Source organism: Ructibacterium gallinarum (genome assembly GCF_014982785.1).
Lineage (GTDB): Bacteria > Bacillota > Clostridia > Monoglobales > Monoglobaceae > Ructibacterium > Ructibacterium gallinarum.
Window position 1 is genome coordinate 1 of record NZ_JADCKB010000008.1, and the last position, 14,521, is coordinate 14,521.

General features: G+C 43.9%; 19 protein-coding genes. 2 read left to right on the forward strand and 17 right to left on the reverse strand.

Annotated elements, in window-relative coordinates:
* Window positions 1–361 precede the first annotated feature (361 nt).
* Together INF28_RS04870 and INF28_RS04875 are read right to left on the reverse strand one after the other, a co-directional pair.
* Window positions 362–682: a helix-turn-helix transcriptional regulator gene (locus tag INF28_RS04870; protein ID WP_226392355.1), complete on the reverse strand. Its 321-nt coding sequence runs from the start codon at window positions 680–682 to the stop codon at window positions 362–364.
* A gap of 147 nt (window positions 683–829) precedes the next feature.
* Window positions 830–1,162: a helix-turn-helix domain-containing protein gene (locus INF28_RS04875; protein ID WP_226392356.1), complete on the reverse strand. Its 333-nt coding sequence runs from the start codon at window positions 1,160–1,162 to the stop codon at window positions 830–832.
* A gap of 213 nt (window positions 1,163–1,375) precedes the next feature.
* On the opposite strand from INF28_RS04875, the gene INF28_RS04880 reads away from it, so the two are divergent.
* Complete coding sequence (locus tag INF28_RS04880; protein WP_226392357.1) at window positions 1,376–2,023, forward strand: hypothetical protein; 648 nt, start codon at window positions 1,376–1,378, stop codon at window positions 2,021–2,023.
* 119 nt (window positions 2,024–2,142) lie between these two features.
* On the opposite strand, the gene INF28_RS04885 is transcribed toward INF28_RS04880, so the two are convergent.
* Window positions 2,143–2,460, reverse strand: a complete 318-nt coding sequence (locus INF28_RS04885) for a helix-turn-helix domain-containing protein (protein WP_226392358.1) — start codon at window positions 2,458–2,460, stop codon at window positions 2,143–2,145.
* A 147-nt stretch (window positions 2,461–2,607) separates the two neighbouring features.
* On the opposite strand from INF28_RS04885, the gene INF28_RS04890 reads away from it, so the two are divergent.
* Complete coding sequence (locus INF28_RS04890) at window positions 2,608–3,255, forward strand: hypothetical protein (RefSeq protein ID WP_226392359.1); 648 nt, start codon at window positions 2,608–2,610, stop codon at window positions 3,253–3,255.
* Between the two features lie 13 nt (window positions 3,256–3,268).
* Here INF28_RS04890 and INF28_RS04895 read toward each other — a convergent pair whose 3' ends face one another.
* The 14 genes from INF28_RS04895 to INF28_RS04960 all read right to left on the reverse strand — a co-directional run bounded on the left by INF28_RS04895 (window position 3,269) and on the right by INF28_RS04960 (window position 14,520).
* Complete coding sequence (locus INF28_RS04895) at window positions 3,269–3,766, reverse strand: hypothetical protein (protein ID WP_226392360.1); 498 nt, start codon at window positions 3,764–3,766, stop codon at window positions 3,269–3,271.
* 243 nt (window positions 3,767–4,009) lie between these two features.
* Complete coding sequence (locus tag INF28_RS04900; RefSeq protein ID WP_177657916.1) at window positions 4,010–5,587, reverse strand: recombinase family protein; 1,578 nt, start codon at window positions 5,585–5,587, stop codon at window positions 4,010–4,012.
* A complete protein-coding gene (locus INF28_RS04905) occupies window positions 5,572–6,891 on the reverse strand; it encodes a recombinase family protein (protein WP_177657915.1) in 1,320 nt (439 codons plus the stop codon). Before INF28_RS04905 ends, INF28_RS04900 begins: the two co-directional genes overlap by 16 nt.
* 50 nt (window positions 6,892–6,941) lie before the next feature.
* On the reverse strand, window positions 6,942–7,112 hold the full coding sequence (locus INF28_RS04910) for an SHOCT domain-containing protein (protein ID WP_177657914.1): 171 nt from the start codon (window positions 7,110–7,112) through the stop codon (window positions 6,942–6,944).
* Window positions 7,105–7,494: a sigma factor-like helix-turn-helix DNA-binding protein gene (locus tag INF28_RS04915; protein ID WP_226392361.1), complete on the reverse strand. Its 390-nt coding sequence runs from the start codon at window positions 7,492–7,494 to the stop codon at window positions 7,105–7,107. Before INF28_RS04915 ends, INF28_RS04910 begins: the two co-directional genes overlap by 8 nt.
* A 116-nt stretch (window positions 7,495–7,610) precedes the next feature.
* On the reverse strand, window positions 7,611–8,339 hold the full coding sequence (locus INF28_RS04920) for a peptidoglycan recognition protein family protein (protein WP_177657913.1): 729 nt from the start codon (window positions 8,337–8,339) through the stop codon (window positions 7,611–7,613).
* The gene (locus INF28_RS04925; protein WP_177657917.1) at window positions 8,326–8,754 is read right to left on the reverse strand and encodes a phage holin family protein; all 429 of its coding nucleotides are present in this window, start codon (window positions 8,752–8,754) and stop codon (window positions 8,326–8,328) included. The genes INF28_RS04920 and INF28_RS04925 overlap by 14 nt, the downstream gene beginning before the upstream one ends.
* Window positions 8,755–8,759: 5 nt before the next feature.
* Complete coding sequence (locus INF28_RS04930; RefSeq protein ID WP_177657912.1) at window positions 8,760–9,617, reverse strand: hypothetical protein; 858 nt, start codon at window positions 9,615–9,617, stop codon at window positions 8,760–8,762.
* Window positions 9,618–9,625: 8 nt separating this feature from the next.
* Window positions 9,626–10,246 (reverse strand): hypothetical protein, encoded by a 621-nt coding sequence (locus INF28_RS04935; protein ID WP_177657911.1) that lies wholly within the window; start codon window positions 10,244–10,246, stop codon window positions 9,626–9,628.
* Between the two features lie 11 nt (window positions 10,247–10,257).
* Complete coding sequence (locus tag INF28_RS04940; protein WP_226392362.1) at window positions 10,258–12,195, reverse strand: peptidase G2 autoproteolytic cleavage domain-containing protein; 1,938 nt, start codon at window positions 12,193–12,195, stop codon at window positions 10,258–10,260.
* Window positions 12,195–12,836: a putative phage tail protein gene (locus INF28_RS04945; protein ID WP_177657909.1), complete on the reverse strand. Its 642-nt coding sequence runs from the start codon at window positions 12,834–12,836 to the stop codon at window positions 12,195–12,197. Before INF28_RS04945 ends, INF28_RS04940 begins: the two co-directional genes overlap by 1 nt.
* Complete coding sequence (locus tag INF28_RS04950) at window positions 12,826–13,863, reverse strand: baseplate J/gp47 family protein (protein WP_177657908.1); 1,038 nt, start codon at window positions 13,861–13,863, stop codon at window positions 12,826–12,828. The genes INF28_RS04945 and INF28_RS04950 overlap by 11 nt, the downstream gene beginning before the upstream one ends.
* Window positions 13,826–14,254, reverse strand: coding sequence for a DUF2634 domain-containing protein (locus INF28_RS04955; RefSeq protein ID WP_226392363.1), 429 nt, complete (start codon window positions 14,252–14,254; stop codon window positions 13,826–13,828). The genes INF28_RS04950 and INF28_RS04955 overlap by 38 nt, the downstream gene beginning before the upstream one ends.
* Entirely contained in the window at window positions 14,254–14,520 is a 267-nt protein-coding gene (locus INF28_RS04960; protein ID WP_177657906.1) for a DUF2577 family protein, read from the reverse strand. Before INF28_RS04960 ends, INF28_RS04955 begins: the two co-directional genes overlap by 1 nt.
* Between the last annotated feature and the right edge of the window lies 1 nt (window position 14,521).

The following is a 14,521-nucleotide window of genomic DNA, read 5'->3' on the forward strand; positions in this document are numbered from 1 at the left end:
TCTATTGAAAATATTTCTACTTGATTTCGTTCTTTCTTGTTTGTTCTTAGCATTTTTATCACCCAACCTTATTTTACCACATAACAAACAAAAAGCCCAGCTTTTGCTGAGCTTTTTCGACAGGCTGTAACCCACGCAAAAACGTGGGTTTATACTATAGAAAAACCCCTGTTTTCAGACGAGAGCAGGAGTTTTTCTACAGTCTGACACGTCCGAGTCTGGACGTGTTTTTATTAATTAATATTAGATAATATTAGAATATTTAGAAAATTTTTAAAGCTTGGCTTGTCAATCAAATAACTCTTCTAAACATTATAGTTCTACAAAACCTTACACATTTTGTTAAAAAGCATAGTATTTGTTAATCTCTGCTTTGCAAACCGTCAATATATGCTTTTATCTTTTCTTTGTCCGTATCACCTAACTGCCTGTAAATGTGTAAATGCTCCAACTCATCCGGGGATAAATCGCTTTCCATTATTTGCAATTTTACGTTAGATAAACCCGCTAAATAGTCAAGTGAAACATGAAAAAAATTTGCTATTTTAATTGCAGCATTGAAATCCGGCACTCTTTCGCCTGTTTCATATGCGCTGATTGTAGATTGAGAAACGTTAAGTTTTTGAGCCAATCCTTCTTGATTTAGACCTCTCTGTTCTCTTAATTCTTTTAAGCGCAACATTTTACCACCCTCTCAAATAAATTTTATCGCAAATTAAAATAACAAAGTTTTACCTTTTTATAAATGACTGGGCGCATAATGCAATAATAAAATTCAATGCCTCTTTTAGAGGACAAGTCAATAACAGCCTAGACCGGTGTTCTCACTTCACTTCTGATTATCTAACAGTGCATTGATTCTTTCATCAATACGAATTTGGTTTTCTTTCGATAAACGACGAAATCTTAAAATGATATCCGCTTCTTTTGGGGTAAAATTTTCTGTGGTATAAGGATTAGGTATGCTGGATATACCAAGCAAATAGTCGGTACTCACATGGAAAAGTTCAGCAAATTTGATTAACGTATCTATGCTTGGTTGTGTTAATCCTTTTTCATACTTAGAAATAGCACTTGATTTTAGTGCAACCTTTTCAGCAAGCTCTGTTTGTTTTAGGTTCGCGTTTTCTCTTAGTTCGTATAATCTCGTTGCAAAATCCATATAAGACACCATCCTTATCTTTTAAAGATAAGCAAATCATATCATTTCTTTTTGAGAGAATGTTGATATTCTCTTAATGCGATAAAATATCTTGACAAAATCTTTTTAAGAATATAATATTATCTTATTAAGAAAATTATACAAACATTCGTCGCATTAAGATTATGAAAAATGCAAGTATGGATAATTCATGAATGAAAGGGAGAGATTGATATGTTAAAAGATATTCCATATGACGTAATCAAACAGGACAAGCGTGCCTATGAGATCCTGTTGCTTCGGGATCAGCACGGCAATACATTTGCCAATATCGCAAAAGAGTTTGATATATCTGTTTCAAGAACAGTACAAATATACAACAAAGTAAAACTGAAACAAATACACCTATACATCAATCACATTGCGGCAGTGGCTGAAGATGAAAGTTTTTCTCAAATTAAAAATGTATATCACAGCGCTTATGAATGCTATCAAGACTGGATATATGCCTGCGCATATTTGGAAAAGAAATATCAAGATATTTTGACTGCATATCGAGACGGGGAGCCCGGTATGCCGGCACAGTTCATCAAAAACCTGCCCCCATATAAATCCAAGCTGAGCAAAAAAACAGTGGATCGCGTCATCGAACTGCGGGACAAGAAAAAAGCTTCCTTTACAGCAATCGCAAAGGAGTTGCACCTGACCCAGGCAAAGGCACGGCATACATATGAAATGTTTTATCACAAAAAGGTGCTTGCCCTGATCAACGAGTTACAGAAAAAGGCAGAAAACGAAGAGGAAAAGGAAGCCATATGGGATTATTATTTTAAAATATGCTTTTCTTCTAAAAAACGCTATGATATGCTGACCCAAAAATAATCTGCAGATTCTGTCACGGGCAGGCGCGGAGATTTTTCAAACACAGACGCCCTGCCCTGACAGCGCAAATAATTACTGCAAAAGGAATGGTTTGCAAACTTTATAAATACAACGCAAAATTACTGTTCTTTTTCATTGAGCCGGTCAATCAATGTAATCAAAATATTTAAATCCTTTTCATCCATATTTTTAATACCATCCATGGCCTTTTGAACAAGCATCGGCTCTTTGATCTCATCATCAAAAAATTCTTTCGGCGTTATTTCAAAATATTCGCACATAAATAAAAATTCACCAAGAGAAGGCAGTGACCTGCCGGAGGTTATGCTTTGTATATAGCTTTTGCTGTGCCCCATATCGGTACTCATTTTATATTCTGAAACACCTTTTTTGAGCCTTAATTCAGAAATCCTGTCACGTATAAATTTTTCATACATGTTATCACCCTTTTTTATTGTATGCTCATTTAATCGGTAATTATAACGATTAAATTACCGATTATACTTGCATATTCATAAAATAAGCGGTATAATTTACTAACATGAGATATTTGTATTAGTATAATTAAAAAAGGAGAGGTCAATATGTTAAAAGATATTCCGTATGACGTAATCAAACAGGACAAGCGTGCCTATGAAATTATGCTGATTCGGGATCAGCACGGCAGTTCCTTTGCCAAGATTGCAAAAGAGTTTGATATATCTGCTTCAAGAGTAATTCATTTATACTATAAAGTGAAACTAAAACAAATACATCTGTACATCAATCACATTGCGGCAGTGGCTGAAGGTGAAGATTTTTCTCAAATGAAAAATTTATATCACAGCGCTTATGAATGCTATCAAGACTGGATATATGCCTGCGCATATTTGGAAAAGAAATATCAAGATATTTTGACTGCATATCGAGACGGGGAGCCCGGTATGCCGGCACAGTTCATCAAAAACCTGCCCCCATATAAATCCAAGCTGAGCAAAAAAACAGTGGATCGCGTCATCGAACTGCGGGACAAAGAAAAAGCGTCCTTTGCGGCGATTGCAAAGGAACTGCGTCTGACGCAGGCAAAGGCACGGCATACATATGAAATGTTTTATCATGAAAAGGTGCTTGCCCTTATCAACGAGTTGCAGAAAAAGGCAGAAAACGAAGAGGAAAAAGAGGCCATATGGGATTATTATTTTAAAATATGCTTTTCTTCTAAAAAACGCTATGATATGCTGACCCAAAAATAATCTGCAGATTCTGTCACGGGCAGGCGCGGAGATTTTTCAAACACAGACGCCCTGCCCTGACAAAGAAAAATTTTGCTTCAACGCGGCTTTCGCGAACAATATAGATACCACCGCGCCGCAGGCGCATATTCGTGAAAAAGCGGCAGTGAACCACATGAGCGCGCTTGCAAGCCAATAGCTGACGTGAACGTACTTTTTCACGAAAAAGGAAGAACGGAGCAAAGGCCATGATTTCACAGGGCTCCCGCAAAAGCGGACGGGCACTTATTTTTCGCCCAACCTGCGGCTTCGGGCTGAAATGACATTTTTCCTCAAACTTGTTCGGCAGTGGTGAAGCGTTTACGCTTCTGGGCAAAGCGCAAATAGCGCAGTCCATTTCGGCGATATATCTGCACAAAAATTTCATTTTGAATAATGCGCCGAACCCGGTTCCGTCATGCCTCTCCCGGACGGCATGGAAATGAAATTTTTGCGCTTTGGCGCCCGGGTTCTTCGGGCGCAGGGCTCCCAAAAAATGGCCGGGTAGGCGCCGGCATTTTTTTGGGAAGGAGGAGGAACGACGGAGCGCGTGACTGATTTTTCTTTATAAAGAAAAATCGGAACGGAGCATAGTCCGTTCCGACGTGGCAAAGCACGTTAATTATAATAAACGGCACCTTATTTGATAATTTTGCGCCCCATTTACTCAAAATACACCTCACATAAAGACAGCAAAATGTCCATGAGCTGTAGCATAAGACTCATGGGCATTTTTTTATATCTCAAGCTTTTCTCCATTCCAGAATTGGAAGGTCAACTTGCCGTCAGGGTGGACAATCACCTGATGAACAGCCATCATCCAGAGCTGCTCGTCAAACACCTCTATGGCGTTGCCAAATTCGCTGACCTCAAACATGAACCCGCCGATAAAATCCGCCTTTTCTTTTCTCTCCGTTTTCTCTTTTTCCAAAACTTCTATTTTACTCTTTAGCTGTTCATAATCTTCTACATAACCATTGTAACGTTTTAGGTACTCTGTTTGATTTAATGCTACTTGAGCATTCTCGTTGACGCATTTTCTAACCAATTCAGTCAGGACCTCCAGCTCTCGATACAAGCGATCCAGCTTTGTGTTTAAATCGGTGCAATCGCAAATAGCGTCCTGCATGACCCTGCAATTTTCCAAAAGGGTATCTTTCTCAAACACAAGCATATTATACGCCCATAAAAACTTTTGCTTTATTTCATCCTCTGTAACGTGAGGTGTACTGCATTTGTGCGGTTCCTTAAATTTACCGTTGCACTGCCAGATTGTTTTGCGGTATTTGGTATTGGACTGCCATACTTTAGGACCAAAAAACGAACCGCAATCCGCACAGATGAGCTTTGCTGACAACACGCTTTTTCCGCTGTAATTCTTTCCGAGCTTTTTTCTCCGCGCAATTTCCGCCTGAACCCAATCAAACTCGATAGGGTTTATAATTGGTTCATGGCTGTTTTCGATATAGTATTGAGGAACCTCACCCTCGTTTAATTTCTTTTTCTTGGTTAAAAAATCCACTGTAAAGGTTTTCTGGAGCCGTGCATCCCCTTTGTATTTTTCGTTTGTTAAAATACTCAGAACAGTGCTTGGATGCCACACTGTTTTCCCAGCAGGCGTTGGGATTCCTTCACTGGTAAAAATCTGCGCTATTAGGTACGGCGTTTTGCCTCGCATAAACAGGGAATAAAGCCTGCGTGCGACTTTTGCCTGTTCATCTACAATTTTAGGCAGGTTATCTTTTCCTTTTTCAAATCCAAGGAAGTTTTTGTAAGCAAGGCTTATTTTTCCGTCTGCAAACCGTTTTCTTTGCCCCCAAGTAACATTCTCGGAAATAGAACGGCTTTCCTCCTGGGCGATACTGGACATAATCGTGATCAAAAGTTCACCCTTGCTATCGAGCGTATAGATGTTTTCCTTTTCAAAATAAATCTCGACGCCATGTGCTTTTAGCTTGCGCACAGTAACCAGGCTGTCCACGGTGTTGCGCGCAAACCTGCTGACAGACTTTGTGACAATAAGGTCTATTTTTCCATCCAAAGCGTCTTTGACCATATCTTTAAAACCATCACGGCGCTTTGTATTTACGGCAGTAATACCCTCGTCCGTATAGACTTTTACAAATTCCCATTCTGGCTTGGACTGGATATATTTTGTGTAATGTTCCACTTGCGCAGCGTAACTGGTTTTTTGTTCTTTGCTGTCAGTAGAGACGCGGGCATAGGCAGCCACTTTTTTCCGTGCTGCCGCATGAAGCGCCGCTCCTGTCCAGGGCTGTATGCTCGGCGGTATTACGGTTACTTTTCTTGCCATACGCTTTCACCTCTATGTCTTTTTAATGCTTTTTGGCGGGCCGCTTCTTTCATTTCCGGTGTCCAGCTATCCTTTCTGGAACGGTCAGCCCACACTTTTTCTATATGGCGCCCATTCTTAAATTCAAAAACCAGATGATTAGGCTGTGGAACGATGATTCTCCGAATCTGTTCTGAAACCGCTTGCGGATCGAATGCCGCCATTTGCAAAACTTCTGCCGTGACTTTGGAGAGGGTATCATCAGGTATTTTCTTTCCAAAGCAAACATCTTTCCCATCCGAAATATATGTAGGGCAATTCCAGCCGACAGAACCGTTTGTAGTCACCTTTCTGTAATTCTTTCCACAATGCGGGCAGTAAATAAGGCTGGTAAAAACAGAATGGGTGATGGGCTTAGCAGGCTTTCGGTTCCGTTTTCGCTCCTCAAGAATGCGTTGCGCTTTTTCAAACTTCTCGCTGTCCACGATACCGGTATGTGTACCCTCGGCATAGTACATTGGCAACTCTCCCCGGTTCTTGACAAGTTTCTTATCCAGATGGTTGTTGCGGTATTTTTTCTGACCAAGGGAATCTCCCACATTTTTTTCATTTTTTATAATTTCAATCACGCGCGTTGCTGTCCATTTACCGCCCAAAACGCCGCGTATCCCTCTTCTCTCCAGGTCTTTTGCTATGCTGCTGCAGCTTTCATAGGCAAGCAGCCGGTCATAAAGCTCATCGACAATAGTCGCCTGTTTCGGGTGTGGGAGCATGGAGCCCTTTTCAACATGGAACCCATACATAAACCGAATGTTTACCAGTTCCCCCTTTTCAAAGGCTTTCCGAATCTGCCATTTCTGATTTTCACTCGCCGACAGGCTTTCCTCCTGGGCGTAGGAAGCGAGCAGTGTAAGCAGAAATTCGCCTTCCGTGCTAATGGAATGAATATTTTGCTCCTCGAAAAATACATCCACACCCATAGCTTTCAGTTCCCTGACCGTTTCCAGCAGTGTAACCGTGTTCCGTGCAAATCGGGATATGGATTTTGTAATAACCATATCAATTCTCCCGGCCCGGCATTCAGCAAGTAAATCTTGAAACCCCTGCCGCGATTCCTTAGTACCTGTCTTTGCCTCATCCGAATAAACACCGCGATAAATCCAGCCGTTATGCGACTGAATCATCTGGCTGTAATAACTGATTTGTGCGGAAAGTGAATGGAGCATAGCGTCCTTTTCACTGGATACGCGCGCATAGGCGGCAACCTGTTTTGCCTTTGGCAAAGACGGGATTTTAACGTCCAATTTTTTAATGTCTCTTTGCATTGTCATACCTCCTTTCCAGTATGTCATATTACCTCTAACCCTTTGATATATCAAGGAATTTCCCGGTATAAACTGCACGAATTTATGCCTTTTTTTCGGGCAATTATTTTATCAATTTGAGCGTAGTCTTTTGCCGAAATAATCCCCTGACGCAGCATGGCTTTTGCCAGCAGCATAATCTGTTTATATTCGCAGACCCTTGCATAGTATCCGTCATGCATTGCCCGTCACCCCTTTGCGGGAAAGGTCATAACAATGTCTGGAACAAAATTTTCTCTTATTATTTCCGTAGCTTTCAAATTCCCGCCCGCAGTATTTGCAGATAAGGGAATAATAGGCTTTGCGGTTTCCTGCTGAAGGATGCGCGTTCCACCACTTCATCCTGCACCGATCAGAGCAAAACTGTTTTTCTTTTCTGTGCGGCATTTGCCGGACCGCACGTCCGCACTGTTTACACGCTTTTGCATTCTTAGCAAGATGCCGCTGACAATAGGACTTTATCGTGTTAGGGGAAATCCCTGTAATGACGGCAATTCGTCTGTATCCGAGTCCCTGGCAGTATAGTGTTAACACTTTTTGTTTTTCCTGTTCTTTCAATCTCATAGCCTCACTTTCATAAATGTTGTTTCATAATAAGGCCACGGAATCATGAAAATATGAGGTTCTTTGCAAAAAAATAATGCCTGCAGGGAAAAATCCTCACAGGCATATTTTTAAGATTAGTCGTAAAGGCCGGCGCGGTCGTTAATGACAAGCATCCGGAGCATATTGTCATCCAGATTCAGCTTGCCTTCCTCGTCACCCTTTAGGTAACCCTTGCGCATAAGCTTTGTAATGGTAGGTTTCGCCCAGTCCGGCATGTTATCGTCAACCCAAGCATAAATCATTTTGTTTTTCAGCGCGGAAACGTCTGTTTTCAGCTGTGCCACGTCCTTTTCGATTGCATTTAGTTTTTCCATATCAATATCCTCCTCAGTTAGTCTCTTTTTAAATTTGCTCCACAGCGCCCAGTTGTTGTTACTCATGGAAGCTGGACAGTTTTTGCGGCTGGCATCGTAGTGACGGACAACACTGTTTATAGGGATAGCAAGCTCCGTCATCAGTTTTTTGGCAAGCCATACCGCATTGTCAAAGGCTTTATCGTAATCACCGTCGCTGTTGATACAGATCTCAATCCCCAGTGAGTTGGCGTTGGTGATACCATATCTACCTTTGCCGTCACCGCAGTGCCAAGTATAATAAGACAAATAGTTGTTGACCTGCAGTATCTGCGTGTCATCCACAAAAAAATCCGCGCTGGAGTTTCTGTTCCCGCCGTTGAAATAACGGAAATGCGAGTCCGCATTTGCGCCCCTGCCGGGATTCCCCGTATCATGAATGACTATGTACTGCGGTCGCTGCGCCCGTCTTGTCCTGTTGTATGCAATCTGTGTTTTATTCACCTTCATTTTTACCATCCTCTTTCTTTCCGCGGTTGTGTAGCTGCTCCAGCACCTCTTTCATTTTCTGCGGTACCGGCAAGCCTAAGTGTGCGGCGTTTTCTAAAATGGATACGCCTTCGTTGGAGAGGTAGAAAAAAACAACGGCTGTCCTTAAAATACTGCCGTTGCCAATTACATTTGCGTCTAAAATATTTCCGATGCCTACCAAAAAGAAAATCAGCACCTTACGGCAGATTCCCTTGAAGCCGACCTCGCTGGACAGCGTCTTGTCACTAACAGCACACATAAGCCCCGTGACATAGTCTAAAACAACAAATGCGATCAGCGCGTATAAAAGCCCGTCGCATCCGCCGAGGAACCAGCCGAGCCAGCCTCCGACTAAGCTGAATATAACCTGAATGGTACTCCATAATCCTTTCATCAAAATCATGCCTCCTTATAAATTTGCAGATCGCTTTCGCTTTCATCTGTTTCGTTATAATAGTGTGTAACCGTAATATAATAAAGCGTCCCTGCCGTCAGGGAAACACTTTTACTGTAAAAATATCCGTCGGACAATTCTTCAAAATCCTCGCTGTACAGACGGATTTCATGGTCACCGGATAGTTTCTTTTGGCATATTTTATACGTTCCGCTGTCTGACGGCGTGAACCCATACAGCGTCATTTTCTCGGAAGTAGTTTTTAAATGGGCGGAATGTACCGGAGGAACGGAAGTTAATGTTCCGCCGATATTAACCAGCACATCTGTTACAGGCTGCAAAACCCCTCCCACGTTTGCAAACACTTCGGTGATTTCCTGAGATACCCCGGCACGGTTTGGGAAAATACCGTACATGAACGTTCCGGTTGAAAGCTCCTCAAGCGGCACGCTTTCAGTAATCGTCAGCTGCTCGACAGAAAACCAGCTGTTCCATGTCCGGCTGGAACCGGGGTTGGAAGAGGGTACGCAGGCAATCTGGGTAATATCATAGCCGGAAACATCGCAGTCCACTGTATATATGCCATCGTCGGGCATGGTAAAGACCTTTAAATCCGACCAGCTGCCGCTGGATTTGCGGATTTTAAAATCCCAGCTGCGCCCCAGCACCGTCCCGGAACCGGTGTTTTCAATCTCTATTTCTACCTTGATATGCCTGCAGCCGGGGACAGTGTTATTAAACACCATTGCATAAGTGGTACACCCATTTAAGGTAGTAGATGATTCCGCCCACTGTGCGCCGTACCGTGCCTTTTCGTTCTGTCCGCAGTAGGGGTAGTCATATTGAAACTTTACATTTGCCATAAGTCACCTCAGAATGTTTTGATTACAACATCTCCGTAGCTTGTAGCCGGGGGTGTTGTTCCGCTTGTCCAGAATACAATGTTTCGTACCTGCTTTGTGGTATATGATGTGTTGGACTGCGCGGTCAGCCTGGCGGTCATGGTTGTCGCCGCGTTCTTCCTGACAAAATTGCTGTCTACATAGGTCTTGTTTGCAATATCGTAGGAAGAGGACGGGGACTGCACCTTCGCACGGCCGTAGCTGTCGCGGAGCATAAGTCTGCTTGCCGTATAGGAGCTTGTGGCGTTGTCCAGTTTGGATTTGTCGGAGGAACTCATAAACCCGCTTATTGATGTGGTGGCATTCCGGTGTGTCCCGTTTTGAATATGTTCATTGCATTCCTCCAAAGTAACTGCCGGAGCTGCCTGCCAGGAGGATTTCCCGGTTATAGCCTTGATGCGGTTGGCAAGCCAGCCCAGCACTACCTCCAGCTTTCCTTTAGCAGAAGAGCTTGTCGGCGAGGATGCTGATGAAACAGACGGCGTCAGCGCTTCGTCCAGCATATCAAGTCCCTCATTAATCACGGCTATGTCGGCATTTTCAGAGTACAGCGGCTTCTTTAAACCATAATTCATTGTTGCTTTTGGCATTTACAATCACCTCATTTCAGCCATATCAGGACTTTATCGTCCGAGATTCGTTTGAGAACAGGATACCCGTTTTTAACTGACTTTACCGCAGTTCCGTTTTCACCGCAGCGGCATAAATCACCGCTTTGTAATGTACCGTCGTCATAGACGACCAATTTTCCAAGCACGCCGACAGCCGCCCATTCTTTTCTGTCTTTTCTCGGGACATACTCGGTAGTATTATCCCATTCCGGATTTAAAACAGGCTGACGCTCTATGTGTTCTTCTGCGATTATATTCCCGTCCTCGTCAAGCTCTGCCGGGACTGTGACGTCATGGTACTGTACGCGGCCGAAATCATCCGTTGCAAATTTCCCGTGCCAGTGCAGCTCGCCGCTGTCGCCAATGATGGCGGGTGCGGCAGAAACAACACCAAGCGGTGTGTCAAACCCGCCGCATTTCACAATTTTATCCCCATTAAGTTTTACGAAATACCCGGCTCTGTCCTCACCGTCCGGATTTCCATCCGCCCATTCAAAAAACTCTGCATAGTCCGCGCAGGGCGTGGTATATGCGGCGTCCGCATGGACTGCGCCGCTGGATAATACCTTAAACGCAAGCCCCTGGCTTTGGACAGACGTACCGTTTGCGAGCGCAAGGGAATTTGCGCTGTCCGTAACGCCGTACTTCCCAAAAATCACCGAATTCTCATGAGAAGCAGATACATACCGCCCATATCCGAGTGAATATTTGGATGCTGCAACACTGTAATATCCGCCGGCGAAATTGCTGGTTCCATAGGTCGTTGAAGTGTCCGCTACATAAGCCAGCTTATCCGGCAGCAGCTTTTCAGCGTATGATCCGGAAATAAATGAAACGTCTGTTAGGGTCAGCACATTTCCGCTGACCGAAGCAATCGTCGCTTCACGCAGCAGAAAAGTGTTATTGGTGTTATAGCATCTGATAAATATTTTTTTGCCTGTAATGCTTGATACATTCTGACCGCTCTCCAGTGTGAGCTTTTTGGCAGTTGTATCAAGAGATTCACATTTTAAGGCGCGTCCAAATACTCTGCTGTAATATCCGGCGGCGAAGGAATACGGTGCATAGCAGTATGCACTGTTAAATGCGGCCGAGCGTTCCATTTTTGCCATGCTAGAATTGGCGGCAAAGGAATACGTCCCCTCCGACTTTCCTAAATTAAATGCCGCTGAAGATGACCCGGATGCTGAACCGCTGTTTGCGGCAAAGCTGCTGTATCCTGACGCAGTGCCGTTGTTTACTGTCACACTTTTAGAGCCTGTTGCGGAATTTCCCATACAAACCGCATTTTTTAACGCATTGTCCAGTATGTACGATTCATTCAGCGGGATAAGTGTAGAAACATAGTAGTAATCTAACTTTGTATGGATATCATCCGGCGGCTCCGGGGAAATATCAAAATCCGTAAAAGTAATGTAATTTCCGCTTGTATTCACTTCTTGAATCTCATAAATTTTTCGTTCTGTTTCGACCGATATATAATCCGTATAATCCGAGTTTGTCCAGCTTATGTATACAGTCAGCGCAACCTTATCGCCGGCGGCAAACGGGAGTTGCTGTGAGTCACCGGAATACATATAGTAGTAAATTCTTCCGGTATCTAAATCAATACTTTCAAAACTGATATCAAATGCGGCATAAATGTTTTTCCCGCTTTGAATCAAATTATGTCCGCTGCCATTTATGACATTATTTGAGCCAATGATTAAATTATCATTCCCATGCACAACATTGTTTTCACCGATGATAACATTGTTTTCACCATCAATATACAGCTGCACACCTATTATTTTATTGGCTCCATACTCTTCACCGCACAGTTCGTTCACTGCGCCTACCAAGGTTTTTGCCTTGGTTTTCAGGCCGCTTACATCTCCCACATCAGCGAAAGTGGCAAGCCCGATATCGTTTGGGTGAATTTCTGCCATTATGCATTCCTCCTCGCGTATGCTTTTGATTCATTCCATACCACCACGCTGTTTCCGTTATCATCCGGGCAGTAGTACGGGACGCCGTCAATGATGTTGATATTGTTTTTTACCTGAAATGTCAAAAGCCCTTCCCAGCTGTAGGTCTGCACCTCGCTCCAATTTGCAAGTTCATTTTTTACATCCTGCCACAGCCGATAGGTAAAGATATATTCCACCGCCAGATGTGCCGGCTTAATTTCTTCAATCATGTTCTGTATATCCGCTAAATTGTACGGAATACCCTGTTTGGAGGTAAAGGCCACCGAAAACAAATACTGGGATGGGTATTCGGTAATTTCAATTTCACCGTTGACAAAGGATGCCGCCACATTTTTTATCATGGTTTTGGTGACCGTGCCTGTTCCGCGCAGCCTTGACAGTACGCGGCTGCGTCGTGACTCAAAGTCGGTTGACAAGTCAGGGTTGAGTCCCACATCCTCTTCGTGCTCGCTTAAGTTTTTGTCTGCCAGCAGGACAAAAAACTGATTTCCTGTCAGCTGCACAGCCGACCGTAAACGTTCCATTTCCAGTTCTAAGCTTTGCATGAGTTCCTGCATGACTTTGGACTTCCGATAATATGCGGGCAGTTTATTCTTCAATCGTAACCACCCCCAATGCCGGGACCTGTGTTTCGGCAATTTCAATATTTTCCATACCGCCATTGATTTTCAGGTTGCTGTAATCGAGTACCTCGCTGCAGTCTAAAATGCATCCGCCAATCTGCGCGTAGGAAATATATGCGTTGGCAAAGGCGTTTTTCTTGATGTATTTGGCAATGGACTCGGATATTTTTTCCTTTGCGGTTTGCGTATCAACACCGTTTGCAAGCACCAGCGAAACAGATACGTTAACCACCAGCGGCACGGCGCTCTCGACCGTCACTTCCGCGCCGATGGGACGGCTTTCCTCGATGTGCTGCTTGACAGCGCTAATGAGTTCGCTGCTTGCCGCGCCCTTGTCTGCGTTGATGATCACAACCTTGACCGTCCCGTTCCCGTTCCAGAGCGGAAGGCACTTTGCGTCTCCCACGCCGCTGACTTCCTTTGCCCACATCACATAATGGTATTTGCTGCCGCTCGTTGCCGGAAGGGACACCTTTTCAAAATACCTCTCTCTCAGTTCATCATCGGTTTCCTCGTCAAACCCGCCGGACGCCGCCTCCTCGTTGGTAACAGATACCAACCCCGGCAGCGTGACGGGAAAGCGGTTGACCGCGCCGATTGGAACATTGCCAATCTTACCAAAAGCATCGCATTGCGCCTGAACAACCGCCAAGCCGCTGCTGTCAAGCACCGCATTTTCCATGATGGAAAAGACAAGCGCGTCGGATGCCGCTTTGTCACCGACGGAAACTTTTGCACCGGGTGATCCCTTGATGGTGAGCAAAACCGTGGCGCTCACAGCGCCCTTGCGTGTTAATCCTTGTTCCGCCACCTTGCTGTCCAAATATGTCCCGGAAGCAGTCAAAGCAAAACCGTTTTTGAGTATACTTTCCATGTCTGCATAAATGCCCTCCAGTTCCATTGCCACCGGTTTTTGTGCGTCATAAAAAAACGAGCCGGCTGATTTGTCGAACTCGTCTGATACTTCAGATAGTAACCGTGATAATATCTCCTGCTGTGTCATTTGTCTTCACCTCTATTTGTATCGTGAGCGCATTTGCAGTTTTTGTCAGTGTGAAATTGGAAACGGAGATTACGAGCGGGTTTTTCAAAATTGCTTCCTCAACCTCTCGCTTTAGCTCCGCTTCTGTAAATTCCAAGGTATAGGTATTGCCGATAATCAAGTCTTCCAGCTGGCAGCCATAACCCGTACCGTCATAAATCCGGTATCGGCCTTTTTCTGTTTTCAGGATTTTTTCAATCCACACCTTCAGCGCGTCCATCCCATCGCACTCTACAAGTTTACCGTCCCGGACGACAAAATCCCCTTTGTTAAAGTCAAATAAATAGCTTCTTGTACCGGTTTGAGCGGGTGTTTCCACCCGTGTTAAAACTGTGTCCGTTTTCGGAAACATCAAAGCAGCACCCCAATCATGATATATTTCTGATCTGCACTGTAAGGGAGGAGGACAGCGGTCTTATTCAAATTGATATAATTGCCTTCATCGTCCTGCTGTTTGTATGCAGTGCAAGATACAAGATATTCCTCTGTTAAAATGATTTTTTCATTTACTTGGATTTTGGTATCCGGCAGTCCGATAATCTTTCCAAATACCGGTGAATACTCCGTTTGGTTATTCCGTTCTTTCAGCAGCTTTGCAAGTTCTGTTATGCCATTCATA